Origin of the sequence: Polaromonas sp. C04 (assembly GCF_002002705.1) — a bacterium.
In the GTDB taxonomy this organism is placed as follows: Bacteria; Pseudomonadota; Gammaproteobacteria; order Burkholderiales; family Burkholderiaceae_C; genus Rhodoferax_A.
The window spans coordinates 81946-103480 of sequence record NZ_MUNS01000034.1 but is presented as its reverse complement, the minus strand read 5'-3'; the positions used below and the strand labels follow the sequence as shown (position 1 = coordinate 103480).

18 protein-coding genes and 1 pseudogene are annotated in these 21535 nt (G+C 64.8%); 12 read left to right on the top strand and 7 right to left on the bottom strand.

Annotated elements, in window-relative coordinates:
- Nucleotides 1–66 precede the first annotated feature (66 nt).
- Both B0E49_RS13770 and B0E49_RS13765 read left to right on the top strand, forming a co-directional pair.
- Nucleotides 67–912, top strand: coding sequence for an N-formylglutamate amidohydrolase (locus B0E49_RS13770; protein WP_077562774.1), 846 nt, complete (start codon nt 67–69; stop codon nt 910–912).
- A 25-nt stretch (nt 913–937) separates the two neighbouring features.
- Nucleotides 938–2038: an NAD(P)/FAD-dependent oxidoreductase gene (locus B0E49_RS13765; RefSeq protein WP_077562773.1), complete on the top strand. Its 1101-nt coding sequence runs from the start codon at nt 938–940 to the stop codon at nt 2036–2038.
- Nucleotides 2039–2065: 27 nt separating this feature from the next.
- On the opposite strand, the gene B0E49_RS13760 is transcribed toward B0E49_RS13765, so the two are convergent.
- The gene (locus B0E49_RS13760) at nt 2066–3118 is read right to left on the bottom strand and encodes a quinone-dependent dihydroorotate dehydrogenase (RefSeq protein WP_077562772.1); all 1053 of its coding nucleotides are present in this window, start codon (nt 3116–3118) and stop codon (nt 2066–2068) included.
- A gap of 45 nt (nt 3119–3163) precedes the next feature.
- Here B0E49_RS13760 and rpiA point away from each other — a divergent pair, with 45 nt between their 5' ends.
- Nucleotides 3164–3835 (top strand): ribose-5-phosphate isomerase RpiA, encoded by a 672-nt coding sequence (rpiA, locus tag B0E49_RS13755; RefSeq protein WP_077562771.1) that lies wholly within the window; start codon nt 3164–3166, stop codon nt 3833–3835.
- A gap of 90 nt (nt 3836–3925) precedes the next feature.
- Nucleotides 3926–4873, top strand: coding sequence for an IS1595 family transposase (locus tag B0E49_RS13750; RefSeq protein WP_077562770.1), 948 nt, complete (start codon nt 3926–3928; stop codon nt 4871–4873).
- An 82-nt stretch (nt 4874–4955) separates the two neighbouring features.
- Here B0E49_RS13750 and B0E49_RS13745 read toward each other — a convergent pair whose 3' ends face one another.
- The 5 genes from B0E49_RS13745 to B0E49_RS13725 form a co-directional block, all read right to left on the bottom strand.
- A complete protein-coding gene (locus B0E49_RS13745) occupies nt 4956–5621 on the bottom strand; it encodes a glutaredoxin family protein (RefSeq protein WP_077562769.1) in 666 nt (221 codons plus the stop codon).
- Between the two features lie 25 nt (nt 5622–5646).
- The gene (locus tag B0E49_RS13740) at nt 5647–7677 is read right to left on the bottom strand and encodes a M3 family metallopeptidase (protein ID WP_077562768.1); all 2031 of its coding nucleotides are present in this window, start codon (nt 7675–7677) and stop codon (nt 5647–5649) included.
- Nucleotides 7678–7734: 57 nt separating this feature from the next.
- A complete protein-coding gene (gene folD / locus B0E49_RS13735) occupies nt 7735–8580 on the bottom strand; it encodes a bifunctional methylenetetrahydrofolate dehydrogenase/methenyltetrahydrofolate cyclohydrolase FolD (RefSeq protein ID WP_077562767.1) in 846 nt (281 codons plus the stop codon).
- Nucleotides 8581–8652: 72 nt separating this feature from the next.
- Complete coding sequence (locus B0E49_RS13730) at nt 8653–9279, bottom strand: response regulator transcription factor (protein ID WP_077562766.1); 627 nt, start codon at nt 9277–9279, stop codon at nt 8653–8655.
- Nucleotides 9276–11834: a PAS domain-containing sensor histidine kinase gene (locus tag B0E49_RS13725; RefSeq protein ID WP_077562833.1), complete on the bottom strand. Its 2559-nt coding sequence runs from the start codon at nt 11832–11834 to the stop codon at nt 9276–9278. Before B0E49_RS13725 ends, B0E49_RS13730 begins: the two co-directional genes overlap by 4 nt.
- A gap of 156 nt (nt 11835–11990) precedes the next feature.
- Between B0E49_RS13725 and aceE the strand changes: the two genes are divergently transcribed.
- The 7 genes from aceE (at nt 11991) to B0E49_RS13690 (ending at nt 20678) form a co-directional block, all read left to right on the top strand.
- The gene (aceE, locus tag B0E49_RS13720; RefSeq protein ID WP_077562765.1) at nt 11991–14696 is read left to right on the top strand and encodes a pyruvate dehydrogenase (acetyl-transferring), homodimeric type; all 2706 of its coding nucleotides are present in this window, start codon (nt 11991–11993) and stop codon (nt 14694–14696) included.
- Between the two features lie 90 nt (nt 14697–14786).
- Nucleotides 14787–16496, top strand: a complete 1710-nt coding sequence (aceF, locus tag B0E49_RS13715) for a dihydrolipoyllysine-residue acetyltransferase (protein WP_077562764.1) — start codon at nt 14787–14789, stop codon at nt 16494–16496.
- The gene (locus B0E49_RS13710; protein ID WP_077562763.1) at nt 16493–17077 is read left to right on the top strand and encodes an Ntn hydrolase family protein; all 585 of its coding nucleotides are present in this window, start codon (nt 16493–16495) and stop codon (nt 17075–17077) included. Before aceF ends, B0E49_RS13710 begins: the two co-directional genes overlap by 4 nt.
- Before the next feature lie 16 nt (nt 17078–17093).
- Nucleotides 17094–18974 carry a dihydrolipoyl dehydrogenase gene (gene lpdA, locus B0E49_RS13705; protein WP_077562762.1) on the top strand — a complete coding sequence of 627 codons (1881 nt, stop codon included), beginning with the start codon at nt 17094–17096 and terminating at the stop codon, nt 18972–18974.
- Nucleotides 18975–19238: 264 nt separating this feature from the next.
- Nucleotides 19239–19691: an Hsp20/alpha crystallin family protein gene (locus B0E49_RS13700; RefSeq protein ID WP_077562761.1), complete on the top strand. Its 453-nt coding sequence runs from the start codon at nt 19239–19241 to the stop codon at nt 19689–19691.
- Nucleotides 19692–19719: 28 nt separating this feature from the next.
- On the top strand, nt 19720–20115 hold the full coding sequence (locus B0E49_RS13695; protein ID WP_077562760.1) for an Hsp20/alpha crystallin family protein: 396 nt from the start codon (nt 19720–19722) through the stop codon (nt 20113–20115).
- Between the two features lie 47 nt (nt 20116–20162).
- On the top strand, nt 20163–20678 hold the full coding sequence (locus tag B0E49_RS13690; RefSeq protein ID WP_077562759.1) for an Hsp20/alpha crystallin family protein: 516 nt from the start codon (nt 20163–20165) through the stop codon (nt 20676–20678).
- Nucleotides 20679–20891: 213 nt separating this feature from the next.
- On the opposite strand, the gene B0E49_RS20555 is transcribed toward B0E49_RS13690, so the two are convergent.
- Nucleotides 20892–21167 (bottom strand): hypothetical protein, encoded by a 276-nt coding sequence (locus B0E49_RS20555; protein WP_168175058.1) that lies wholly within the window; start codon nt 21165–21167, stop codon nt 20892–20894.
- A gap of 78 nt (nt 21168–21245) precedes the next feature.
- On the opposite strand from B0E49_RS20555, the pseudogene B0E49_RS20630 reads away from it, so the two are divergent.
- A pseudogene (locus tag B0E49_RS20630) lies at nt 21246–21428 on the top strand (FAD-dependent oxidoreductase); the annotation flags it as partial.
- Nucleotides 21429–21535: the final 107 nt, after the last annotated feature.

Here is a 21535-nt window from a genome sequence, read left to right as displayed (position 1 = left end):
TTGCCAGGCCCGGTCGTGCGGTTTTTCGCGTAGGCGCAGCGCCTGCCCTTGCGGCAAAATGGCCTGATGCATTACGTCACCTACCGCCCCGGCACCACGCCGCTGGTGCTCGACTCGCCCCATAGCGGCGTCCATTACCCCGACGATTTTGCCTATGCCTGTGCGCTGGAGACGCTGCGTACGGCCGAAGACACGCACGTCGAAAAGTTGTACGACTTTGCGCCCGCGCTCGGTGTCGCCTGGATCGAGGCGCACTTCCCGCGCAGCTATCTCGATGCCAACCGCAATACCACCGAGGTGGATGTGACGCTGTTCGATGAGCCCTGGCCCGAGCCGGTGGCCAGCGATCCGGCCACGCTGTCGAAGGTGCGTCTGGGCAAGGGCCTGATCTGGCGCGCCACCGACGACGGCGTGCCCATCTACAACCGCAAGCTCGGTGTGGCGGAGGTGCGCGCGCGCATTGCCAACTGCTGGCAGCCGTATCACTTTGCGGTGGCGCAGGCGATCGACGCGGCGCATGAGCGGCACGGCTACAGCATCCATATCAACTGCCACTCCATGCCGGCGGTCGGCGCCAGCCAGGCAACCGACTTCCCGGGGCTGGTCCATGCGGATTTCGTGATCGGGGACCGCGACCAGTCCACCACCAGCGCGCCTTTGGTGCGATTGGTTTGTGAGCATCTCAAGGGCTTGGGCTACAGCGTGGCCTACAACCATCCGTACAAGGGCGTGGAACTGGTGCGCCGCTACGGCGACCCGGCGCGCCAGCGCCACAGCATCCAGGTCGAGGTCAACCGCAAGCTGTACATGAACGAGCAGACGCTGCAGATGACCGACGGGTTTGCATCGCTGCAGGCGAGCCTGCGCTCGTTGGTGCAGCGACTGCTGCAGACCGATCCGCGGACGCTCTGACCGCTCAGGCGCACTGGACTGCCGGGTGGACAAGGTCGATTGCGTGGTGATTGGCGCGGGGGTGGTCGGGCTGGCCGTGGCGCGGGCGCTGGCCCTGCAGGGGCGCGAGGTGATGGTGCTGGAGGCGTTGGACGCGATCGGCACCGGCACCAGCTCGCGCAACAGCGAAGTCATTCATGCGGGGATTTACTACGCCACCGGCTCGCTCAAGGCGCAGCTGTGCGTGCAGGGCAAACAGCTGCTGTACGCCTACTGCGCCGCGCGCGGCCTTGCGCACCGGCGCTGCGGCAAGCTGATTTTGGCCACGTCAAAGGCGCAGGTGGCGCAGCTCTCCGCCGTCATCGATCAGGCGCGCGCCAACGGCGTGCACGACCTGCAACTGCTCACGCGCGAGCAGGCCAGGGCGCTGGAGCCGCAGCTCGAATGCGTGGCGGCGCTGCACTCGCCCGGCACCGGCATCCTGGACAGCCATGCGCTGATGCTGGCCTTGCAGGGCGATCTCGAGCATGCGGGCGGGCTGGTCGCCCTGAATTCGCCGCTGATCCGCGCCGAATGTTCGCAAGACGCTATTACTTTGATAGCATGCGACGGCACGGAATTGCGGGCGACGACGGTGGTGAACGCGGCCGGACTGCACGCGCCGGCACTGGCGTCAAAGTTTGCCGGCCTCGATGCGCGCCATGTGCCGCCAAGCTACTACGCCAAGGGCAACTACTTCACGCTCTCCGGCCGCTCGCCGTTCGGCCGCCTGATCTACCCGGTGCCAGAAACCGCCGGCCTGGGCGTGCACCTGACCATCGACCTCGGTGGCCAGGCCAAATTCGGCCCCGACGTGCAGTGGGTGGAATCGCCCGACGACCTGGTGGTGGACCCCGCGCGCGGTGATGCGTTCTATGCCGAGGTGCGCAAGTACTGGCCGGGCCTGCCGGACGGCGCCTTGATTCCCGGCTATGCGGGGATTCGTCCCAAGATCGCACCGCCACACGCGGCGGCCCGGGACTTCCTGATTCAAGGGCCGGCCGAACATGGTGTGCCGGGACTGGTCAACCTGTTCGGCATCGAGTCGCCAGGGCTCACCAGTTCGCTGGCGATCGGCGAGCATGTGGCCCGCTTGCTATCGAAATAGAAGCTATCAGCGCTCGCCCGGTATGGGCTACCGGCCTTTTTTTATCGCAAGTGCAGCTTGCCGAACCAGTTCCGGCCCCTTGTAGATCAGGCCGGTGTAGATCTGCACCACGTCGGCGCCCGCGCGGATTTTGCCCAGCGCGTCCTGCGCGCTCAGGATGCCGCCGACCCCGATGATGGGGAATTTTTTCCCCAGGGCCGCGCGCAGCTGGCCAATGACGCGGTTGCTGGCCTCAAACACCGGCGCGCCGGACAGGCCACCCGTTTCCTCGGCATGCGGCAGGCCCTGGACGGCCTCGCGGCTGATGGTGGTGTTGGTGGCCACCACGCCGTCCATGCCGTGGCGCTGGAGCGCGGCGGCAATCACCGCCACCTGCGCTTCAATCAGGTCGGGCGCGATTTTCACGAACAGGGGCACGCGCTTCTGGTGCTGCTGCGCCAGTGCCTCGCGACGCGCGGCGAGGGCGCCCAGCAGGCCATCGAGCGCCTCGTCGCCCTGCAGCGCGCGCAGGTTCTTCGTGTTGGGGCTGGAGATATTGACCGTGACGTAGTCGGCATGCGGGTACACGCCGTCCAGGCAGGTCACATAGTCGTCGGTCGCGCGCTCGATCGGCGTAGCGGCGTTCTTGCCGATGTTCAGGCCCAGCAGCATCGAATTCTTTCGCCCGCTGGCGCGCAGCGACGAGCGCTGCACATTGGCAATGAAGGCGTCCAGCCCGTCGTTGTTGAAGCCCAGCCGGTTGATCAGGGCGTTGGCCTGCGGCAGGCGGAACATGCGCGGCTTGGGGTTGCCGGGCTGGGCCTTCGGCGTGACGGTGCCGACCTCCACAAAGCCGAAGCCCATGGCGCCCAGGCCGTCGATGCAGCGCGCGTTCTTGTCCAGGCCCGCCGCCAGCCCGACGCGGTTCGGGAAGGTCAGGCCCGCCAGCTCGATCGGGTCTTCCACCCGGCCATTGCAATACGCCCACTCAAGCGGCGTGCCCTGCGCGCGCGCCAGGGTGTTCAGGGTCAGTTCGTGGGCAGTTTCGGCGTCGAGGCCAAACAAAAAGGGGCGGGCGAGCGCGTAGGGGAGTAGGGACATTGGATAATTCGTGGCAACTGTCTCCAATTGTCTCAAAAGCGAACTATGACCCAAGACGAACTCAAAACCCTGGTCGGCCAGGCGGCCCTGCAATATGTGGTGCCGGGCGAAATCGTCGGCGTGGGGACCGGATCCACCGTGAACAAATTCATCGACGCGCTGGCCACGATGAAAGGCCAAATCAGGGGCGCGGTGTCCAGTTCCGAGGCGTCCACAAAGCGGCTCAAGGCTTTGGGCATCGCGGTGTTCGACAGCAACGACGTGGCCGAACTGTCGGTCTATATCGACGGTGCGGACGAGATCGACGCCCGCGGCTACATGATCAAGGGCGGCGGCGCGGCGCTGACGCGCGAGAAAATCGTGGCTGCCCAGTCGCGCCAGTTCGTCTGCATTGCCGATGAATCGAAACTGGTGCCTACGCTGGGCAAATTCCCGCTGCCGGTGGAGGTGATCCCGATGGCCACGCAGCGCCTCATCCGGCAATTCGCAACGCTGGGCGGCCGCGCGACCGTGCGCCTGTCGGACGGCCAGCCGCTGGTGACCGACAACGGCCAGCAACTCCTCGATGTCACCGGCTTGCAGATCAGCGATCCACTGGCGTTCGAATCGCAGGTCAACCAGTGGCCGGGCGTGGTGACGGTGGGTGTCTTCGCGCACCAGAAGGCGCATGTGTGCCTGCTGGGCACGGCCGGCGGTGTGAAAACCCTGAAGTTTTAAGAGAAATCAGGCTATGTCTGCATTAGCTGTTGAAAGAGAGTAGGCCTCTGCCTAAAGTGAATATGAGGTCACCAGACGTGGAGGTGCAATATGGGCCACAGCGACTTTGTTAAATTGCTCGGACAACTGGCATTTCTGACCAAACGGCAGCGGGCGCAGATGCGAAGTGCCTTGGCTGAGTTGCCCAATACATCCACCAGTGCAGTTGCCAGCGTACTGCCAGGCCCCAACGTGTGCCCCCACTGCCAGGCCCCGGCCGCACAACTACGACCTTGGGGTCACAGCCATGGGCTGGCACGCATGCGCTGCCACGCTTGCGGCAAGACCAGCAATGCGCTCACGGGGACACCTCTGGCGCACTTGCGCAAACGTGAGCGATGGTTGCGCTATGGTCAGGCATTGATTGAGGGGGTGAGCGTGCGCCAGGCGGCTCAATGCTGCGGTGTCGATAAAAACACCGCATTTCGCTGGCGCCATCGCTTTCTTGAGGCTGCGGCCGCGCACCGCGCTGAGCACGAGGGTGGGATTGTCGAGGCCGATGAAACCTTCTTTTTGGAGTCCTTCAAGGGCCAGCGTAAGTTGCCACGGCCCGCACGCAAACGCGCAGGGGTGGGCACCCATTGGGAGCGCATTGCGGTGCTCGTAGTGCGTGACCGCGGCGGACAAACCGCCGACTTCAGGTTGGACAAGATCGACGCGCCCCATGTCGCCGCCGTGCTGCGCCCCTTGGTGGACCGGGACGCCATTCTGTGCACGGATGGCGCTCGGGTCTATCAAACGGTTGCCCGTGACATGGGCCTGACCCATCGGGCCATCAATGTCCAACAGGGCGTTCGGGTCATCGACGGAGCCTTCCATATCCAAAATGTCAACGCCTACGATAGTCGCCTCAAGGAGTGGATTCGCCGCTTTCACGGCGTGGCCACCAAGTACCTGGAAAACTACCTCGGCTGGCGCCGCATGATGGAGCGCTACCGCCAAAACATCTCACCTACCGCTTGTTTGTGCGAAGCGCTCGGGAGATTCCCATCTCAATAGCTAATGCAGACATAGCCAGAAATCAGGCACCAGCCCTTGAGGGAAGGGCGCAGTCAGCTATAAAAAATATAGCAATCCGGTTTTAGAAGCGAATTCCCGCCGGGTTGTCCACCCCGCTGCGATCCGGTGCCGGGCGTGGTGCCGGCACCCCCGACGGCTCCTGGGCCGCGTTGCCCATCGCGGACGTCGCCGGTGCCGGCTTTTGCACGGCGACCAGCGGCGCGGCCGGTGGATTGCGGTAACTCGCGGGCAATTGCGAGGTCCTGGGATAACCGGCGGCATCGAGGAACTGGTTCCACTCGGTGTCCGAGTACCCCTTGAGTTGCTGGGCGCCAATGGTCAGGAATGGCAGGGTGTTGTCGCCGCTGAGGCGTTGCAGGGCATCGGCATCTTGCGCCGTGTTGACCGTGCGCTCGGTAAACGGCACGCCGCGGCTGCTCAGCATGGCCCGGCCCGATCCACATGGGCCGCAATTGCTGCCGGTGTAGAGCGTGACCGGATATTTGCCGGCGACCTGTCTGAGCTCGAACGGCAGCGCCGGACCGCTGGCGGCCGGGCCCGAGGTGCCGGCATCGATGGTCGTAGCCTTGCCCGCCGTGGCGGGCGGCGGCTTGTCCGAGAAAGTGACCCGGCCGTCCGGCCCCACGATGCGGTAGACCGCTTGCGCGTGCACATGCATGCTGCCGAAGGCGAGCGGTAGGGCCAGCACGGTGAGAGCCGCCAGATGCGTGGTGATGTTTCGTGTCATTGCAATCTCCCGGCTGCCATTATCGTCAAGCCATGCCCTGGTGCCGCATCAGCGCATCCAGGTTCGGCTCGCGACCCCGGAAGGCCTTGAAGGATTCCATCGCGGGGCGGCTGCCGCCCACCTCCAGTATGGTCTCGCGGTATTTTCTGCCGGTTTGCGGGTTCGCCACGCCGTCCTTGCCGGCCGTCTCTTCAAAGGCCGCGTAGGCATCGGCGCTCAGCACCTCGGCCCATTTGTAGCTGTAATAGCCGGCCGCATAACCGCCCGCAAAGATGTGGCTGAAGGTGTGCATCGAGCGGCTCCAGGCCGGCGGCTGCAGCACCGCCACTTCCTCGCGCACCCGTTGCAGCAGCGGCATGAAATCCTGCTCGGGGTCGTGCTCGGTGTGCAGCAGCATGTCGAACAGGGAGTACTCGATCTGGCGCAGCGTCTGCAGACCGCTCTGGAAGTTTTTCGCGGTCAGCATCTTGTCGAACAGCGCGCGCGGCAGCGGCTCGCCGCTGTCCACATGCGCCGTCATGTGGCTGAGCACGTCCCACTCCCAGCAGAAGTTTTCCATGAACTGGCTGGGCAGCTCGACCGCGTCCCACTCGACGCCGCTGATGCCCGACACGTCGTGCTCGTTGACCTGCGTGAGCATGTGGTGCAGGCCGTGGCCGAACTCGTGGAACAGCGTGGTCACCTCGTCGTGCGTGAGCAGCGGCGGCTTGCCGTCCACGCCTTGGGAAAAATTGCACACCAGCTGCGCCACCGGGGTCTGCAGCGTGCCGGTGTCGGGGCGCAGCCAGCGCGCGCGCACGTCGTCCATCCAGGCGCCGCCGCGTTTGCCGGTGCGGGCCGCGGCATCGAGGTAGAACTGACCGACCAATGTTCCGTCGCGCTCGATGCGGTAGAACTCGACGCCGGGGTCCCACACCGGCGCGCTGTCCTTGCGGATCGCCACCTCGAACAGTGTCTCCACGATCTTGAACAGGCCGGCCAGCACCTTGGGCGCCGGGAAGTACTGCTTGACCTCCTGCTCGCTGAAGGCGTAGCGCGCTTCCTTGAGTTTTTCGCCGATGTAGGGCCAGTCCCAGGGCTGGGGGTCATCGAGGCCGAGCTGCTCGTGCGCGAACGCGCGCAGGTCGGCCACGTCTTTTTCGGCATAGGGCCGGGCGCGGTGGCCCAGGTCGCGCAGGAAAGTGATGACCTGCGCGGGCGACTCGGCCATTTTGGGAACCAGCGAGACTTCGCCGAAATTGGCGTAGCCCAGCAACTGCGCCTCTTCGCGCCGCAGCGCCAGCGTCTCAACGATCAGCGCGGAGTTGTCGAATTGGCGTGCGTCCTCGCTCGCCTGGTCGGAGGCGCGGGTCACATAGGCCCGGTACAGCGTCTCGCGCAGCGCGCTGCTGCGCGCAAACTGCATCACCGGCAGGTAGCAGGGCATCTTCAGCGTGAGCTTGTAGCCTGCCTTGTTCTCGGCCTGGGCCGCGGCGAGCGCCGTCTGCTTGACGTCATCGGGCACGCCGTCGAGTTCATCCTCGCGCGCGTAGTAGGCAAACGCGTCGGTGGCGTCGAGCGCGTTCTCGCTGAACTTCTGGCTGATCTCGGCTTGCCGCTCCTGGAGCCTGGCAAAGCGTTCCTTGGCAGCGCCCGTGAGTTCGGCGCCCGAGAGCACGAAGTTGCGCATCGCATTCTTGTGCGCCTGGCGCTGCTCGGCGTTTAGCGTGGCGACATCGATGGATTTGTACTTCGCATACAGGCGCTCGTCGGCGCCGAGCCGGGTCGAGAATTCGGTCACCTGGGGCAGTGCTGCGTTGTAGGCGGCGCGCAGCTCGGGCGTGTCGGCCACGGCGTTGAGGTGGCTGACGGCGCCCCAGGCCCGGCCCAGCTTTTCGGTCGCGACATCCAGAATCAGCGACATGGTGATCCAGGTCGCCGGAAAATCCGGGTGCGTGACGGTCTCCAGCGCCCGGTTGGCCTGCTCCAGCAAACTGTCGACGGCCGGGGCAACGTGCTCCGGCCGGATCTGGTCAAACAGCGGAAGGTCGGTGAAGTCGAGCAGGGGATTGGTCATACAGCTTAGTTGGTGGCCGGGGGCCGCAAGTTCAAGGGCGTTTGCGCAGGGGCAACATCAGCTGCGCTCGGCGGCTTCCAGCGTGTTGACGAGCAGCATGGTCACGGTCATCGGGCCCACGCCGCCGGGTACCGGGGTGATCCAGCCGGCGACTTCGCGCACACCGGCGAAATCCACGTCGCCGCACAGCTTGCCCTGCGCGTTGCGGTTCATGCCCACGTCGATCACCACGGCGCCGGGCTTGACCATGTCGGCTCTCAAGGTGTTGGGTTTGCCGACGGCGGCGACGATCACGTCGGCCTGCAGCGTGTGCGCCTTGAGGTCGCGCGTGGCGCTGTGGCAGATGGTGACGGTGGCGTTCTTTTGCAGCAGCATCAACGCCATCGGCTTGCCCACGTTGTTGCTGCGGCCGATGACGACGGCGTGCTTGCCGCGCAGCTCGATGCCGGTGCTCTCGATCAGCTTGATGCAGCCATACGGTGTGCAGGACCAGAAGCCCGGCATGCCGGTCATCAGCGCGCCGGCGCTGGCGATGTGAAAGCCGTCCACGTCCTTGGCCGGCGCGATGGTCTCGATCACCTTGTGCGCGTCGATATGGGCCGGCAAGGGCAGTTGCACCAGGATGCCGTGGATGGCCGGGTCGACGTTGAGCGCCTGCACGCGTGCCAGCAAGTTGGCTTCGCTCAGCGTTGCGTCATATTTTTCCAGCACGGAGTGCAACCCCGCCTGCGCGCAGGCCTCGACCTTTTTCCCCACATAGACCTGGCTGGCCGGATCCTCGCCCACGAGAATGACGGCCAGGCCGGGCGTGATGCCCCGGGCTTTGAGTGCGGCCGTGCGCCGGGCCACGTCGGCGCGCAATTGTCTGGCAATCGCGTTGCCGTCGATGAGTTGAGCGGTCATGTATCAGTTCTCAAGTAAAAACGCCCGCTGGTCCTTAGCGGGCGGGCGCTGGTAGCTATAAATACCGTAGCGTCAGGCTTTCACTGCAGTCTGTCCCAAGGCAATCTTCAGCAGATCGGCCACCGTGTTGGCGCCCAGCTTTTCCATGATGTTGGCACGGTGCGCCTCCACGGTCTTGATGCTGATGCCCAGGTCGTCGGCAATCTGCTTGTTCAGGCGCCCCGCCACGATGCGCTCGAGCACCTGGGCTTCGCGCGAGGTCAGCTTGGACAGCAGCGCGTCGCGGCTGGCCGCCTGCTGGTGATCGGTGAAGGCGCTGCGCGCGGATTCCAGCATGCGCTCGACCAGACCCAGCAGTTCGTCTTCCTTGAACGGCTTCTGGATGAAATCCATCGCGCCCTTCTTCATGGTGTTCACGGCCATCGGCACGTCGCCATGGCCGGTGATGAAGACCACGGGCAGCGGCGACTGGCGCTCCACCAGCCGGTCCTGCAGCTCCAGTCCGGTCATGCCGCCCATGCGGATGTCGACGATCAGGCAGGCGACTTCGCGCGCGTCGTAGCGGCTCAAAAACGATTCGGCCGACTCGAAACAACGCACCCGGTAATCCTTGCCTTCGAGCAGCCATTGCAGCGAATCGCGCACGGCCTCATCGTCGTCCACCACGTAGACGGTTCCTTTTTTAGGAATCAAACTCATGCAGTTACCCCAGCGTTTTTTGTCGTTGCTACCGAATTCGTAGTGTCGTTGACAGGGCCGGCGAGCGGTAGCCAGAAGGAGAAACGGCAGCCTGTCACTTCGCCGCCATTGTAGAGGTTCTCGGCATGCATCCGGCCCTGGTGCGACTCGACGATGCTGCGGCACAAATTCAGCCCGATGCCCATGCCTTCCGCCTTGGTGGAGAAGAACGCCTCGAACAGCCGCTCCATGGCTTCGGGCGCCAGCCCCTTGCCGGAGTCGAGCACGGAGAATTCCACCACCGGCTGCTCGTCGAGCTGGCGCGGGACCACCTGCAACTCCACCGTGCGTTGCGTCGGCGAGCGCTCTGAGGACTCGATCGATTCGGCCGCGTTCTTGAGCAGGTTCACCAGTACCTGCTCGATCAGGATCGGGTCCACCATGACTTGGGGCAGGCGCGCGGCCACGTAGGGGTTCAGGCGCACGTTGCGCCGGCGCAGCTCGATGCCGGCCAGCTCGACCGCTTCGTTGACCATGGCTGGAATGTCGGACAGCGTGCGGTTCGGCTCGCTGCGCTTCACGAACGAGCGGATGCGCTGGATGATGTGGCCGGCGCGCTGCGCCTGCCGCGCGGTTTTGTCGAGCGCCGCGAGCAGCTCTTCCTCCGAGATCTGTTTGCCCTTGATGCGCGAGACCATGCCGTTGCAGTAGTTGTTGATGGCGGTCAGGGGCTGGTTCAATTCATGCGCCACGCTGGACGCCATCTCGCCCATGGTGATGAGCCGGCTGGCCGATTGCGCGCGCTCGGCCTGCGAGGCGGACAGCTCCTCGGCGTGGCGCCGCGGCGTGATGTCGGTGGCAATCACCATCTGGGCCAGGCGCCCGTCCACCCAGGTCAGGTAGCGCGAGCGCACCTCGAGCCATTTGCCCAGCGCCGGCACAAAAACCTCGGAGTGGCCCGCATGCGCCTGTGTCAGCGTATCGGTCGGCAGACCCATGAAGGCGTCGACGTCGTCCTGTGCGTCGTCGCTGCCGGGGTGGCTGCTGGAGACCACGCCCGCCTGCGCCACCAGTTGCAGGTGGCCCACCGTGTGCGAACCAAACCAGAGCCGGTACAGCTTGTTGGCAAACAGCAGCTCCTTGCTGCCCAGCGGCGCCACCGACACCGAGGCGTCGAGCGCCTCCAGCACGGTGGTGAAGCGCTCGTACGAGGCCGACAGCTGCTCGCGAATGCGGTTCGGCTCGGTGATGTCGGTCATCGAGGTCATCCAGCCGGTCTGCTGGCCGCGGGCGTCGATCAGCGGCGAGGTGTACATGCGGGCATCGAACAACGAATTGCTCTTGCGCTTGACGCGCACCTGAAAGCCGCCGGGGATGGTGCGCCCGTGCAGTTCATCCTCGAGCCGCGCGGACAGCGATTCGAGGTCGTCTTCGGGCCAGTAGGGGAAGGGCGCGGTGCGCCCCACCAGCTCGCGCTCGCTCCAGCCCGTCATCTGGCAGAAGGCCGCGTTGACGTAGGTGATGCGTCCCTGCAGGTCCAGTGCGCGCATGCCGGTCAGCATGGAGTTCTCCATGGCACGGCGGAAGTTGGTTTCCGACACCAGCGCCTGCTGCACCTGCACGCGGCGCCGGGTGTGGCGCCAGGTGGCAATCAGCATCCAGGCCGTGAGCATGCTCAGCGCGCTGACCAGCCAGAACAGGCCGCTGCCGATCACCCCCATCGACGTCCGGTAGGCCTGGGCCCGGATGATCAGGCCGTTGCCCACGGGCGAGACCGGCACTTCGTACTCGTTGGGCGGCGTGGTCCACGGCAGCAGGCTGGCCGCGGGGTTGCGTGCCGGCACCGTATTGCCGGCAAGCAGTTTGCCTTTGTCGTCGAGCAGCGCCACGGAGTACTTGGCAGACACCTCTGTCGGCACGCCGTAGCGCAGCAGGCCGTCGAGCGAGTATTCGCCCAGTACCACGCCGGCGAACTTGCCGCCGTCGGCCAGCGGCACGTGCAACTGCAGCAGGGCGACCTGGTCGGCGCGCGCCGGCGGCTGGGCATACACGGGCTGTTGCAGCTCACGCGTGAGGCTGTAGCTGTTTTCGGTCTCGCCGATCTTCAGGATGTCGCCCGCGATGCGCTGCTGGGCCGTGGGCACGCTGGGCGCGGCCCGGCTGGCGATGATGCGGCGCCTGGCATTGATCCACGTGATGGCCAGCATTTCGGGGTATTGCGCCTCCAGCGATTCGGAGCGGGCCATGAATTCTTCGGGGTCGACTTCCTTATTGGACACATCGCGCGCCAGCCGCATGAGTTGTTCCTGGCGCTCCAGCAGGCGCAGGCGCACGCGCTGCTGCGCGTACTCGACATCGCGCTTGACGGCTTCCTGCTCCCGGTCGATCTCTTCCACCTGCAGGTACCAGAAGGCCACGACGATGGCGGCCAGGAACAGCAGCACGGAGGCCATCGGCGCCAGCAAGGCCAGCCGATCCTGATGGGTCGGGCTCTGGCGGCGCCACCAGTTGCGCCACGAAGTGAGCGGTGCGGCGGCCGCTGGTTTGACCGCGCCTGGCGGGGGACGATTCTGCATGACTGAAGTGTAGGTGACTGGCTTCGAAAGGGTGGGTGCACCCATGGATTTCAAATTTCATATCATGACATTTAAATCTACTATTTGAAATTTAAGAAAAATATGAGAAACTAGGGAAGTCGTACTAAATTACGACTTAAACACGAGGAGATAAAAATGTCAGCATTGCCCGAAAACGCGTTTGGCGCACCAGCGAATGACGCAGATTCCCAGGAAACCCGCGAATGGATGGATGCCCTGTCGGCCGTGATCGAAAGCGAAGGCCCGGAGCGGGCGCACGCCCTGCTGGAACAGTTGCTCGAGCATGCGCGGCAGAACAGCATCGACATGCCGTTTTCGGCGAATACCGGCTATGTGAACACCATCGAACCCGACCAGGAGGAGCGCAGTCCCGGCAACCTGCACATGGAGGGCCGTCTGCGCGCCTATATGCGCTGGAATGCGATGGCCATGGTGGTCAAGGCGAACCGTCACCACCCCGAGGATGGCGGCGACCTGGGTGGCCACATCGGCTCGTTTGCCTCGGTGGCCAGCATGTTCGGTGCGGGCTTCAACCACTTCTGGCATGCCGAGAGCGAAAACCATGGCGGTGACTGCCTCTACATCCAGGGTCACAGCTCGCCTGGCGTCTATGCACGCGCCTACCTGGAGGGTCGGCTCACCGAGGAGCAGTTGCTCAATTTCCGCCAGGAGGTCAACGGCCGGGGCCTGTCCAGCTACCCGCACCCCAAGCTGATGCCGGACTTCTGGCAGTTCTCCACCGTCTCCATGGGCCTGGGGCCGCTGATGGCGATCTACCAGGCGCGCTTCCTCAAGTACCTGCATGCGCGCGGCATCGCCAACACCGAGAACCGCAAGGTCTGGGTGTTCTGCGGCGACGGTGAGATGGACGAGGTGGAAAGCCTTGGGGCGATCGGCCTGGCCGCGCGCGAGAATCTCGACAACCTGATCTTCGTGATCAACTGCAACCTGCAGCGCCTGGACGGCCCGGTGCGCGGCAACGGCAAGATCATCCAGGAGCTGGAGGGCACGTTCCGCGGTGCCGGCTGGAACGTCATCAAGCTCTTGTGGGGCACGGACTGGGACCCGCTGCTGGCGCGCGACAAGGACGGCGCGCTGCGCAGGATCATGATGGACACGCTGGACGGCGACTACCAGGCGTTCAAGGCCAACGACGGCGCCTATGTGCGCAAGGAATTCTTCGGTCGCGACCCGAAGGCGCTGGAGTTGGTGGCCAAGATGAGCGACGACGACATCTGGGCCCTGCGCCGCGGTGGGCACGACCCGCAAAAGGTCTATGCGGCCTACCACGCGGCCGTGCACCACAAGGACCAGCCCTCGGTGCTGCTGGTCAAGACCGTCAAGGGCTACGGCATGGGCAAGATCGGCGAGGGCAAGATGAACGTGCACCAGACCAAGAAGCTGGCCGACGAGGACATCAAGCTGTTTCGCGACCGCTTCAACATCCCGATCCCGGACAGCCAGCTGGCCGACATCCCGTTTTACAAGCCGGCCGACGACACGCCCGAGATGCAGTACCTGCACGAGCGCCGCAAGGCGCTCGGCGGCTACCTGCCGCACCGCCGCGCCAAGGCCGACGAGCAGTTCACGGTGCCGGCGCTGGACATCTTCAAGTCGGTGCTGGAGCCCACGGCCGAGGGCCGCGAAATCTCGACCACGCAGGCCTTTGTGCGCTTTCTCACGCAACTGCTGCGCGACAAGGCGCTGGGCCCGCGCGTGGTGCCCATCGTGGTGGACGAGGCCCGCACCTTCGGCATGGAAGGCCTGTTCCGCCAGATCGGCATCTACAACCCGGCCGGCCAGCAATACACGCCGGTCGACAAGGGCCAGGTGAGCTACTACAAGGAGGACAAGCAGGGCCAGGTGCTGCAGGAGGGCATCAACGAGGCCGGCGGCATGGCCAGCTGGATCGCGGCGGCCACCTCGTACAGCACCAGCAACCGCATCATGGTGCCGTTCTATGTGTACTACTCGATGTTCGGCTTCCAGCGCGTCGGCGATCTGGCCTGGGCCGCGGGCGACATGCTGGCGCGCGGCTTTCTGCTGGGCGGCACCGCGGGGCGCACCACGCTGAACGGCGAAGGCCTGCAGCACGAGGACGGCCACAGCCACATCCTGGCCGGCACCATCCCGAACTGCGTGAGCTACGACCCGACCTTCGCGCACGAAGTCGGCGTGATCATGCAGCACGGCCTCAAGCGCATGGTGGAAAAGCAGGAGAACGTGTATTACTACATCACGCTGCTGAACGAGAACTACCCCATGCCGGGTCTGAAGGCCGGCACCGAAGAGCAGATCATCAAGGGCATGTACCTGTGCAAGGAAGGCCCCCAGCTCAAGACCACCGTGCAGTTGCTGGGCTCGGGCACGATCCTGCGCGAATCCATTGCCGCCCAGGCGCTGCTGGAGCAGGACTGGGGCATTGCCGCCAACGTGTGGAGCTGCCCGAGCTTCAACGAGCTGGCGCGCGAGGGGCAGGATTGCGAGCGCTGGAACCTGCTGCATCCGACCGAAGGTCCACGTGTTTCCTTCGTGAGCCAGCAGCTCGAACCGTACAGCGGCCCCGTGGTGGCGTCCACCGATTACATCAAGGCCTTTGCCGATCAGATCCGTCCCTTTATCCCGAAAGGGCGCACCTACAAGGTGCTGGGCACCGACGGTTTTGGCCGCAGCGACTTCCGCAGCAAACTGCGCGAGCACTTCGAAGTCAATCGCCACTACATCGTGGTCGCCGCACTCAAGGCCTTGTCCGAGGAGGGCACCGTGCCGGCCACGAAGGTGGCCGAGGCGATCAAGAAATACGGGATCCAGGCCGATAAAGTCAATCCACTGCACGCCTGACCCATTGTCGATACGAGCGCAGCGTGGCAACCCCGGCGGACTGCCACGCTGTGCGCGCAATAAGAACCCGAATCACTGGAGACGAAGAATATGTCCGTCATAGAAATCAAAGTTCCCGACATTGGCGATTTCGACGAGGTTGCCGTCATCGAGTTGCTGGTCAAGCCGGGCGACTCCGTCAGCGCCGAGCAGTCGCTGATCACGGTGGAATCCGACAAGGCCTCGATGGAAATTCCGTCCTCGGCCGCCGGTGTGGTCAAGGAGCTCAAGGTCAAGCTGGGCGACAAGGTCAAGGAAGGTTCGGTGCTGCTGCTGCTGGAAGCCACTTCCGTTCAGGCTGAGCCTGTCGAAGCCCCTGCAAGCCCTTCGACAAGCTCAGGGCGAACGGATTCACAGTCAAAACCTGCTGCAGCCCCGGCCCCTCAAGCGCAAGCTGCTACAAATGTTGAAGCACCCGCCGCTCCGGCGGGTGCGAGCCTGATCGAAGTGCGCGTGCCCGATATCGGCGACTTCAAGGATGTGGCTGTGATCGAAGTCATGGTCAAGGCGGGCGACAGCGTGAAGGTGGAGCAGTCGCTGATCACGGTCGAATCCGACAAGGCCTCGATGGAGATTCCTTCCTCCGCAGCCGGCGTGATCAAGGACCTGAAGGTCAAGCTGGGCGACAAACTCAACGTCGGCGACTTGCTGGCCATTGTGCAGGGTGCGGCTCCAGCGGCCGGCGCGGCCGCGCCAGCGGCACCCGCCGCGCCGGCATCCGCTCCTGCAGCTGCCGCACCCGCTGCGCCTGTAGCCACTTCATCTGTTGCGGCCATCGCCGCGCCGGCCGTTGCCGTGCCGCCTCACGATCCGACGGCGCCGCAGGGCCATTTGCCGCATGCCTCGCCGTCGGTGCGCAAGTTCGCGCGGGAACTTGGTGTGCCTCTGGCCGAGGTCAAGGGCAGCGGCCCCAAGGGCCGCATCACGCAGGACGACGTGCAGGGCTTCACCCGGGCCGTGATGGCCGGTGCGGCGCAGACCCAGGCGCAGGCCGCCAGGGCACCGGCGGGCGGCGGCGATGGCGCGGCGCTGGGTCTGATCCCGTGGCCGAAGGTCGACTTCACCAAGTTCGGGCCAGTCGAGCGCCGCGATCTCTCGCGCATCAAGAAGCTCAGCGGCGCCAACCTGCACCGCAACTGGGTGATGATCCCGCACGTCACGAACAACGACGAGGCCGACATCACCGAGCTCGAAGCCTTCCGCGTCGCCACCAACAAGGAAAACGAGAAGTCGGGCGTGAAGGTCACGATGCTGGCCTTCGTCATCAAGGCGGTGGTGGCGGGGCTGAAGAAATTTCCCGAGTTCAACACCAGCCTGGACGGCGACCAGCTCGTCTACAAGCAGTACTACAACATCGGCTTCGCGGCGGACACGCCGAACGGCCTGGTGGTGCCGGTGCTCAAGGACGCCGACAGGAAGGGCATCCTGCAGATCAGCGCGGAGATGGGCGAGCTGGCGAAGAAGGCGCGCGACGGCAAGCTGGGCTCGGCCGACATGCAGGGCGGGTGCCTGTCGATCAGCTCGCTCGGCGGCATCGGCGGCACGCATTTCACGCCGATCATCAATGCCCCCGAAGTTGCCATCCTGGGGCTGTCCAGGGGCCAGATGAAGCCGGTGTGGGATGGCAAGCAGTTCGTGCCACGCCTGGTGCTGCCGCTGTCGCTGTCGTACGACCACCGCGTGATCGACGGCGCCTCCGCCGCGCGCTTCAATGCCTACCTCGGCCAGGTGCTGGCCGACTTCCGGCGCGTCCTTCTGTGACGACAGTGGTCGTGGCCAAGAAGGCGGGCCAGGTGGCGATTGCCGCCGATACGCTGGTGACCTTTGGCGATACGCGCCTGGGTCATCGTTTCGAGGCCAACAGCAAACTCTTCAAGGTGGACACGGTGGCCGGGGTCAGTTATGTGGGGATTGCGGGGACGGTGGCGCACTTTCCTGTGCTGCGCAAGGCGATGACGGCGCTGCCGCAGGACCAGCTCAAACTGGGCAGCAGGGACGAGGTGTTTGACACCTTCACCAAGCTGCACCCGCTCCTGAAAGAGACGTTCTTCCTGCAAACCAAGGAAGACGACAACGACCCCTACGAATCGAGCCAGTTCAGCGTCGTGATTGCCAACGCCAGCGGCATTTATGGCCTGTACAGCTACCGCGAAGTGTTCGAGTTCAAGGAGTTCTGGGGCATCGGCTCAGGGCGCAGCTTTGCGCTCGGCGCCATGCACGCCAGCTGGGACAGGGCCAAAACGGCCCGCGAGGTCGCCACCGTCGGCGTGCATGCGGGTTGCGAATTCGACAAGAACTCCGCCGGCCCGGTGGAAGTTTTCACCATCAAGTTGAAGCAATAAGACAAGAGAGACAAACATGGCACTCCTGGAAATCAAGGTTCCCGACATTGGCGATTTCGATGAAGTCGCGGTCATCGAGCTGCTGGTCAAGCCCGGCGACACGGTGCAGGCCGAGCAGAGCCTGATCACGGTGGAGAGCGACAAGGCCTCCATGGAGATTCCGTCAAGCCACGCCGGCGTGGTGAAGGAACTCAAGGTCAAGCTGGGCGACAAGGTGAAGGAAGGTTCGGTGCTGCTGCTGCTGGAAGCCGCTTCCGCTCAAGCTGGGTCCGTCCAAGCCCCTGCGAGTCCTTCGACAGGCTCCGGGCGGACGGAATCACAGCCAAAACAGGCCGTAGCCCCCGCTGCGCCTGCGCCAGCCGCTACACAAAACGTAGCGGCGCCAGCGCCCACCGCCGCCAGTTTTGCCGGCACGGCCGATCTGGACTGCGACGTGCTGGTGCTCGGGGCCGGCCCCGGCGGCTATTCGGCCGCGTTCCGCGCCGCCGACCTGGGTCTCAAGGTGGTGCTGGTGGAGCGTTACGCCACGCTGGGCGGCGTCTGCCTCAACGTGGGCTGCATCCCGTCCAAGGCCTTGCTGCACGTGGCCTTCGTGATGGACGAGGTCAGCCACTTCGAGGCGCTGGGCGTGAGCTTCGGCAAGCCGGTGGTGAACATCGAGAAGCTGCGCGCCCACAAGGACAAGGTCGTCGGCAAGCTGACCGGCGGCCTGGCGGCCATGGCCAAGATGCGCAAGGTCACTACGGTGCGCGGCTACGGCGCCTTTGTGGGTGCCAACCACGTGCAGGTCGAGGAGACCACGGGCGACGGCCAGGAGAAGACCGGCAAGACGCAGACCATCGCGTTCAAGAACTGCATCATCGCGGCCGGCTCGCAGGCGGTGCGCCTGCCGTTTATGCCGCAGGACCCGCGCGTGGTCGATTCGACGGGCGCGCTGAACCTGCAGAGTGTTCCCAAGCGCATGCTGGTCCTGGGCGGCGGCATCATCGGCCTGGAGATGGGCACGGTCTACAGCACGCTGGGCGCGCGCCTGGATGTGGTCGAAATGCTGGACGGCCTGATGCTGGGTGCGGACCGCGATCTGGTCAAGGTCTGGCAGAAACTGAACGCGCCGCGCTTTGACAACATCATGCTCAAAACCAAGACCGTGGGCGCCAAGGCCACGGCGGCCGGCATCGAGGTGACGTTCGCCTCGGCCGAAGAGGGCGGCAGCGCGCCCGCGCCGCAGACTTACGACGTGGTGCTGCAGGCCGTGGGGCGCTCACCCAACGGCAAGAAGATTGGCGCGGAGAAGGCCGGCGTGGCCGTGTCCGAGCGCGGCTTCATCCCGGTCGACATCCAGATGCGCACCAACGTGCCGCACATCTTCGCTATCGGCGACATCGTGGGCCAGCCCATGCTGGCGCACAAGGCGGTGCACGAGGCGCACGTGGCGGCCGAGGTGATTGCCGGTGAACTGCAGGGCAACAAGGAGCTTGCCAGCACCGCCTTCAACGCGCGCGTGATCCCGAGCGTGGCCTACACCGACCCCGAAGTGGCGTGGGTCGGCCTGACGGAAGACCAGGCCCGGGCCGAAGGCATCAAGGTCAGGAAGGGCCTGTTCCCCTGGACTGCGTCCGGCCGCGCCATCGCCAACGGGCGCGACGAAGGCTTTACCAAGCTGCTGTTCGACGACAGCCCGGAGGCGCACGGCCACGGCCGGATCCTGGGCGGCGGCATCGTCGGCACCCACGCGGGCGACATGATCGGCGAGATTGCGCTGGCCATTGAAATGGGCGCCGATGCGGTCGATATCGGCAAGACGATCCACCCGCACCCCACGCTGGGCGAGAGCATCGGCATGGCGGCGGAGGTGGCGCACGGTAGTTGCACCGACTTGCCGCCGGCGCGAAAATAGTCCAGCGACGCGCCTCAAGCCTCAATACAGGTTCGCAAGCAAAGCCCGACCCGTCAACGGCTCGGGCTTTGCTTTTTTGCGTGTGGCCGGCAGTTCGCCCGGCTCATCGGGACAGGCCAATCCCAAGGCGAACGGCTGCCGCGGGCCATCAAGCAAGACGTGACATTCGACCTCTTGAAACCATTTTGGCAGACCCTATTTCCAGAAACGAGCCGGCAGGAACGGGTCTCCAGCCGGTGCCTTTGAACCATCGGAGGACATACCATGTATGCAACGTTGTTGAATCAGCCGACCAGCCTGTTCGGTCAATTTGAGCTCTTGCGCCGGGAGCTGGACCAAGCGTTTGGCGTGTTGGATCTGCCCAGCAGCATCCGCTCGGTCACGCCGGGTACCTTGCCCGCCGTGAACGTGGGGCGCACGCCCACCAGCGTGGAGGTCTACGCCTTCGCGCCGGGCCTGGATGCCTCGAAAATCGACGTGAGTCTGGAACGTGGCTTGCTGCGCATTGCTGGCGAGCGCGCTCCCGGCATCCCGGAGGAAGACGCCAACGTACACGTTTATGCCCGCGAGCGTGGTGCTGGCAGCTTCAGCCGCGCGATCTCGTTGCCAGATGACGTAAATCCGGACGCAGTGAAAGCGAGCTACCGCGACGGCGTATTGCAGATCAGCATCGCCCGACTGGAATCGGTCCAACCCAAGCGCATTGCCGTGCAGTGACGCGCAACGCATTCAAGGAGAAACCACCATGAGCGACAACAAGCAAGTGACGAACCCGGCATCGGGCTCTGCAACCGCAGTGCAGGAGCAACAGCGCGCCATGCTGCCGCCGGTCGACGTGTTCGAGGATGACAGTGGCATCACGCTGCTGGCCGACATGCCGGGTGTTCCGAAAGAGCAGCTGGAGCTGAAGGTTGAAGGAGATGCCCTGTTGATTGAAGGCGGGGTTCAGTCGCACACCCCGGACGGTCTGGAGGCCATCTATGCGGAGTTGCGGGTGCCGCGCTATCGGCGCAGCTTCACCCTGAGCCGTGAGCTCGATACAACCCGCATTGAGGCCAACCTGAAAGACGGCGTGCTGAAACTGCGTATTCCCAAACAGGCGCATGCGCAGCCGCGGCGGATTGCCGTGACGGCGGGTTGACATGCGCCATGATTGGAACCTGATACGAACTTTCGAAAGGATGAACCATGACCAAGCTTGCAGAGCAACTGAAGCACGGCGCGGATCAGGCCTGGGAGTCGTTGTCCGAAGGCTGGCGTGAGCTCAGTGCCCGCGCCAGCGGCGCACTGACGCGCTTCTGGCCCACAAGCGCCGAGCCATCGCCGACCAGCCAGCCCACGGCGGCGGAGGCTTCCATGCCCCCGCAGTCGGGCTGGGCCTTCATGGCGGCCGACGTATTTGATGATGCCGACAACGTGATCGTGCGCATTGAAGCACCCGGCATGCGGCGTGAGGACTTGCGTGTCGAGATCAACGGCGACCTGCTGACGGTTTGGGGCGAGAAACGCATCGATCGCGAAGCGACCGAAGGCCGCTGGCGCGTCGTGCAATGCGCGTACGGCAGTTTCCGCCGCGACGTGGCCTTGCCTGTGTCGGTCAAGGCCGACAAGACGCAGGCCAGCTACCGCGACGGCGTGCTGCGCATTGAACTGCCCAAGTCCGATGCGGCGCGTGCACGGCGTATCGCGGTGCAGACCGCCTGAAGTCCTGGTTCGGCATGCACGCCAGCACCGGCCCATCGGGTCGATACCGCCCGGCAACGTCCGGGCGGTCTTGTTTGTGGGGATCAAACCCACCATCCATGCAGGCGATGTCCGGCGCGCCGAACAACGGGTCAACCATGGGCGGGAACGCGCAGCACAAGGGTTTGCGCGCGTCGAACGACCGCTGCGGGCCGGCGCTGCGAGCAAAGGGCCTCAGTGGCTGCGCCGGCAGTCGCCCTGTGTCCGGTTGACGTTGCCAGTCGTGCGTTGCGAAATCGCAGCACCGACAAGCGATGCGGTGCGCTGCACACGCCGCACCGCATCCCGCGCCAGGAGGTAGGCCTGCGTTTGCCGCTCCGAAATATACGCAGTAGCGCCAGACCGGGTTGCCGAATTTCGGGCGGCAAGATTTTTCCCCGAAGTGGGAGTTGCGGAATGCAAATTCATCATCAAACTCCTTTCGTCGATCGGTACACGCTGGTTGCTCATAGAGAGCGAAGAAAAATCCGTTGCTAAGAATAAAGCTGGACGTGCAAATTTCAAGGGCGAGTTGGGGACCAAGACCGTGGCCTGGCCGTGGCCGAGCGCGGCTTCATCCCGGTCGATATCCAGATGCGCACCAACGTGCCGCACATCTTCGCGATCGGCGACATCGTGGGCCACCCGCACCCCACGCTGGGCTAGAGCATCGGCATGGCGGCGGAGGTGGCGCACGGCAGCTGCACTGATTTGCCGTTGGCGCGCAAGTAGCCCGCACTGCAAGCGTTCCTGTTGAGCCCGGACCCTCACAGGTCCGGGCTTTTTGCTGTCTGGCCAGTCCAGATGAGTACCGGCGGGCTGTCAATCCAGCGGTTCGG